At 29.5% G+C, this 5,651-nt stretch carries 4 protein-coding genes; 1 reads left to right on the forward strand and 3 read right to left on the reverse strand.

Translation table 11 applies throughout. The features are described 5' to 3' along the window. Positions 1-182: 182 nt before the first annotated feature. The 3 genes from JG776_RS12220 to helD all read right to left on the reverse strand — a co-directional run bounded on the left by JG776_RS12220 (position 183) and on the right by helD (position 3,216). A complete protein-coding gene (locus JG776_RS12220) occupies positions 183-488 on the reverse strand; it encodes a hypothetical protein (RefSeq protein WP_291967920.1) in 306 nt (101 codons plus the stop codon). A 62-nt stretch (positions 489-550) separates the two neighbouring features. After that, positions 551-925, reverse strand: a complete 375-nt coding sequence (locus tag JG776_RS12225) for a zinc ribbon domain-containing protein (protein WP_291967922.1) — start codon at positions 923-925, stop codon at positions 551-553. Further along, positions 913-3,216, reverse strand: coding sequence for an RNA polymerase recycling motor HelD (helD, locus tag JG776_RS12230; protein ID WP_291967924.1), 2,304 nt, complete (start codon positions 3,214-3,216; stop codon positions 913-915). The genes JG776_RS12225 and helD overlap by 13 nt, the downstream gene beginning before the upstream one ends. 401 nt (positions 3,217-3,617) lie before the next feature. Here helD and JG776_RS12235 point away from each other — a divergent pair, with 401 nt between their 5' ends. Beyond that, positions 3,618-5,462 (forward strand): DUF5050 domain-containing protein, encoded by a 1,845-nt coding sequence (locus JG776_RS12235; protein ID WP_291967926.1) that lies wholly within the window; start codon positions 3,618-3,620, stop codon positions 5,460-5,462. Positions 5,463-5,651 lie beyond the last annotated feature (189 nt).

The following is a 5,651-nucleotide window of genomic DNA, read 5'->3' on the forward strand; positions in this document are numbered from 1 at the left end:
GTGCCGAGCCGAGCGGCCATCAGGACGATGGCATCGCGAGGGTAGGACTTTTTCAAACAAAGAAAAGCTTAGAATTGATTAGCGAAATGAACGAATGCCTTAAAATCCTTCATAGGGCTAATCAAAAAATATAACTTTTTCAAAAGCCAAAAGAAAACATTGTTTTTCTTTGGCTTTATGAATTATTTATCAGGTGAAATATATTCATTTTTATTATCTAATCTGCTTATAGCTTCATCAAAAAGTTGTTGCACCATCTGTGCAAATTGATCTGGGGTAATAACTGCCTTAACGAAGGCAGGTAGCTTATCATACTGTGAAACTACGTAGTAGAATTTTTTCTTTCCCTCGGTTAGTGCAAGTTCTTCGGCCTTCTTTTCAACATAGAACATAAATTCAAGGGCCAATTTCTTTGCATATTCTCTGTTTACAAAGTAATATATGACAAGTATTGCTAATACTGCTACAATGCCCCAAAGCTCTGGCATAAAATATCCCCCCCTTTTTAGTACATTATATGTGGGAGGATATTAAAAAGTGATTTTTTAAGTTAATTTAATTTTGTACCACAGTAGGGGCAATAGGGATAATCAAGATTAACTAAGTTTTTGCAATTAGGACATACCTTTTCAGCATAGGGATTATATATCTCTATTAAGTCCTTATCATCTATATCGTTTATTTCCCTTAATTCATATTTTTTTCCAACTTCCTTTGGTATTTCAAATATTCTGTTACAGCATCTTGAGATAGCAAAGTAATTTTCATCAAATTTAAATAACTTTACAAAGAAAAAGTGAAAATAAGAGTATCTTTTATACACTTTATATGTGGTAAACTGCCCGCATACTTTGCAAACTTTACTATTTATATCTCCAATATGTTCTTCTTTGCCTTCAACTCCAAATATACCTATAAAGAACATATACCTTCCCCCCCATCACATTCTATATCCTTTAGCATATCACAAACTTCACCTATTGAGTAGATATATAATCTATGAAGAGGTCTTGTAAGTGCTACATAAAGAAGCTTTATATCAAGCTCATTCTGTTTATATAAATCTCTACTGGCATTAGGAACAAATACTGCATCAAATTCCAGACCCTTTGAAAGATACGAAGGTACAATAACCCTCTTTGCAGAATATTCCTTTTCATTACCTGTTATTAGTTTAAAGTCCAACCCCTTCTTTTTAAGAAGCTTATGAATTTCCTTACATTCACTTAGTGTTTTCCCAATGATAGCTATTGTGTTAATATTTGATTGCTCTAATTCTTGAATTTTTACAAAAATATTTTCTACAACTTCCTTTAATGAGTTTAACTTTTTTACTTTTACCCTTTCACCGTGTCGAATAACAGGTTTCCCAATTTGAACCTGAGTATCTTTAATATGGCATATAACCTTGTTGGCAACATCCATAATTTCAATACTTGTTCTGTAGGTTTGTTCAAGAGTAAGGTAATTGGCAGAATTATTAAATACAATACTCCTTAATTCATTCCAATCTCTAACGCCACGATAATAGTGTATTCCTTGATTTAGATCACCAAGAATTGTAAAGGAGCTGTCCTTTATTATGCTTTTTAGAACATAAAGTTGGAGAACACTGAAATCCTGTGCTTCGTCAATTACAATATGTTTAACTTTAATTTTTTCGCTAAGACCTAAAGTAGTATATTTAATAAAAAGAAGTGGAGCCAAATCTTCATATTCATACAAATTAGATTCAATATTTTCCTTATACGAATCTATTAAATATTCATAGGTATCTTTATCTATATATTTAAGAGATTGTTCTTTAAATAAATTGCTAAATATAAATTCATTATAGTACTCAAAGGGTGGTTTTATTTCTATTGCCCTTATGAAACTTTGTGCACCATTTTTAACAAAATCGTTTACCTTGCTTATAAGTTCGTCGCGTTTATTGTATGTTTCAGTTAATTTAATTCTTCTTTCTTCTGTGTCTTCAATATTTAATTTAATTTTATTAACCTCTAAATCACAAATCCTGTGTAATTTTTCGATTAATTCATCCTTTTTAAGTTTTGCTCTATTTTGTAGATGTTTTTTTATTTCATTTAACCTTTTTTGAAAAGGAAGGTCAGAATAATTTTTTAAGAAAAGTTCTTGTACGTCTTCATAGGAGTATAGCTCTATCTTTCCAAATTTAAAGGAATTTTGAGGTATAATAGTCTGTTCTACATCCTTTAGATAAAGACTTAATATATCCATAAATTCCTTTGATGTTTTAAATTTGGTTGCTTCAATTATAATTTCCTTCTCTCTTTCATCCTCAAGATCTACTAATTTAGAAAGTTTACTGTTTACATCCTTTATTTTTACCTTCTTTTCAAGAACCTCAAAGGCAAACTCTTCAAAGGTAGTTTGTTTAACTCTATTAACTCCAAGTTCGGGCAAAACATCAGATATATAATTTAAAAAGAGCTTATTTGGAGCAATAATCATATAGTTTTCAGGAACAAAATCCTTGTCATAGTTGTAAATAAGGTAGGCAATTCTATGGAGAGCAATAGTTGTTTTACCACTTCCTGCAACCCCTTGAACAATTAGTGGTTTCCACATATCTGCTCTTATTATCCTGTTTTGTTCAACTTGTATAGTTGAAACAATATCCTTCAACCTATTATCTGCGTTTGCACCAAGGAAGGCCTGTAAAAATTCATCGTTTGTTGTTATATCAATATCAAACATATTTAAAAGTTTACCATCATCAATTGTATACTGCCTTTTTAAATGAATCTCTCCATAAATTCTTCCATCAGGGCAGTCGTAATGAGCTCTGCCTAAACGTCCTTCATAATAGAGGTTAGCAATAGGTGCTCTCCAGTCTATTATTATTGGTTTGTAGTTTTTGTCATCAAGCACAGACATCTTTCCAATATAAAGCTTTTCACGATTTTTTGAACCTTCTTCTGTAAAGTCAACCCTTGCAAAATAGGGTTTTTTATGTGCGTTCTCAATCTTTTTTAATTTCTCTTCTATTGTATCGGAAAGCTGAGTGTTGATTATCATACTGATGTAGGGGTCACTACTGTCATCTTTAGGGTCTCCTACGCTTCTTGCAAGTTCTTTGTTTAATATAGCCTTTGTTTTAAGAAGTGAGCTGTGATATTGTTTAAGAAAATCAAGTATAAAGTTTAAAAATTGTACTTCCTGTTTATAATCTGGATGATTTTCAATTGACATAAAAACACCTCCGTTTATATTTTTGGAGGTCCTTGAAAACAGCTTAAATTTATTCTAAATCATTTTAAAGTATATGTAAATACGATTTCCTGGGAAATAGACTATTTAACTGCAAGTAAAAATTGTTGACTGTAAATTACATAGATACTAATAAATAAGGTTGCTAAAAGTGAGAACTGGACTAATGTTAGACATATTTTAACACTTTGGTCGTCTAATTTAAATTTTATTATTTGAAATAAAAACAGACTAATAATGAAGAATAAATATAATTTTATCACAGAATTTACCCCCTTAATATTAATATATTAAGAGTATGGGCAATTACAATATTTTTACACACGATATATAAATATACATAAATAGGATAATATGTTACAATATTCTTGGGGGGTGATAAAATGGAGAATCGAGGAAAGAAGATAGAGAGGATGTATTATATCTTAGCAGGGATACTTTTAGGTGGATTTTTATTTAGTTACTTTAGCAAAGGCATAAAAGATTATTTTGTACCTAAGTTAAAAACCTTTAATTATCAGGTAAGGACAAGGATTTTAAAGCAAGAGGATTTTTATACCAATTACACTAAAAATCAGGTTGTTGTAGGAGATACCATATATTTTGTACCTGCTTTAAAATATGAGGATTTTTGCCTATATGCCTACAATACAAAGAATAAAACATTAGAAATGATTACAAAAAATTGGGTAAACCAAGTTGAGGCCTATGAAGGCATTGTTTATTTTAGGGATGTTAAAGATACATTATATAGGTTGAACCCTAAAAACAAATCTATAGAAAAACTGTTTGACAACTGTGCAGATTTTCAAATTGTTGATAATAAAATTGCCTATTTAAATAGTGAAAACAGAAATGTAATTTTATATGATATTTCAAATAAAACAAATATAGATTTAAAAATATACCCTCATAAGTTTTTATATATGGGAGATGTTATCTACTATTATTTTGCAGATGGAAGTAGTTATATATATGAAATGAATATAAAGGATAAAACCTATAAAACATATCGATTGCAGGACCCTATTTTAAATTTGATGTACTACAATGGATATTTTTATACATCAGTTGGCAACATTAAGATAGTCTGCTTCAATAATAAATTTGAAAAGCTTTGGGAAATAGCAGATCAAAATAGTGGGATTGAATTATCTAAAATTTTAAAAGGAAGAGTATATTATTATAGTTTAAGTAACAGAGAAATTGAAAGAGTTCTAATGAGTGTTGACTTAGAAGGTAAGAATCCAAGGGAGGAGCTAAAGGTTAATGGAATAACCTATAACAATGTTGAATTTATAGTGGAGGGTAATAAAGACTATATATATGATATAAAAAACAAGAAGAAATACGAATTTCCTGGTATAAAGCCTGTTCTTTTTTATTATCCAAACAAAAAAGAAATAGATACACTTCAGGGATATAGGATGGTTAAAGTAAATAACAAATTATTTTATTCAGATTATGTTAAATTAATTGAGCATAAATTAGGTTCTGATGATGGAGTTAGAGTTTTCATTAGTAATAATTTGAAAAATATATTTGTTAAGGATTTAAAAGCTGTAGGCGGTAATTTGTTTTTTTATGGGGGTCAGTTATATAGTTTTGATTTAGATTCAAATACTCCTAATTTGGTAACTAATATATTAACTAATAGGATGTTTGTCGATGGAGACACGATTTATATCTTTTCAATAACTAATTTATATAGAATATACAACAATAAAATCGAAAGGTTATTAGAGAATGCTTGGGTACTATATATAGGAAATGGTAAAATATATTATTACCCTAATGAAAATGGTATAACAAATGGAACGAAAATTATGGTTTTAGATACAAAAACCAACAAAACAGAAGAGATTAAAAATGATGGTGTATACTTATCAGAAATTTTATATATAAATGATAAAAATATTTATTATGTTGAAGGGAACAATCTATGGGTCTATAATTTTGAAACTAAAGAAAAAAACATATTACACAGCAATTTATTACCTTTTGATGGATGCCTTGTATTAAATGAAAAAATATTTTTTATAGAAACCAACGATAATGGAAAATTTAAAATAAAATGTTTAGATATTAATACGAATAAACTCACAACAGTAGTGGAAGACATAGGATATATAAATTCATATCTGTATGATGAAAAAGAAAAAAAGCTCTACTATACAATAAGCGACTATTATAAAGTTTTAGAGGTAGATGTTAAATGGAAGAAGTAGGGAAACGTCTATTTTTGAAATTGTTGATAAACCTACTTGTTAGCTAAATTTAAAAAAAGCCCCATGAATGGATTTTAATGGGCTCTTTCGTGAGCTTTAGCAATTCTTAGCTTTTCGACTTTGGAAAAGTCCGTAATTCGGCACAGGACGTGCCGAGCCGAGCGGCCATCAGGACGATGGCATCGCGAG

The sequence above is a fragment of the Caloramator sp. genome, assembly GCF_020054765.1.
GTDB classification, from domain to species: domain Bacteria; phylum Bacillota; class Clostridia; order Clostridiales; family Caloramatoraceae; genus Thermobrachium; species Thermobrachium proteoclasticum.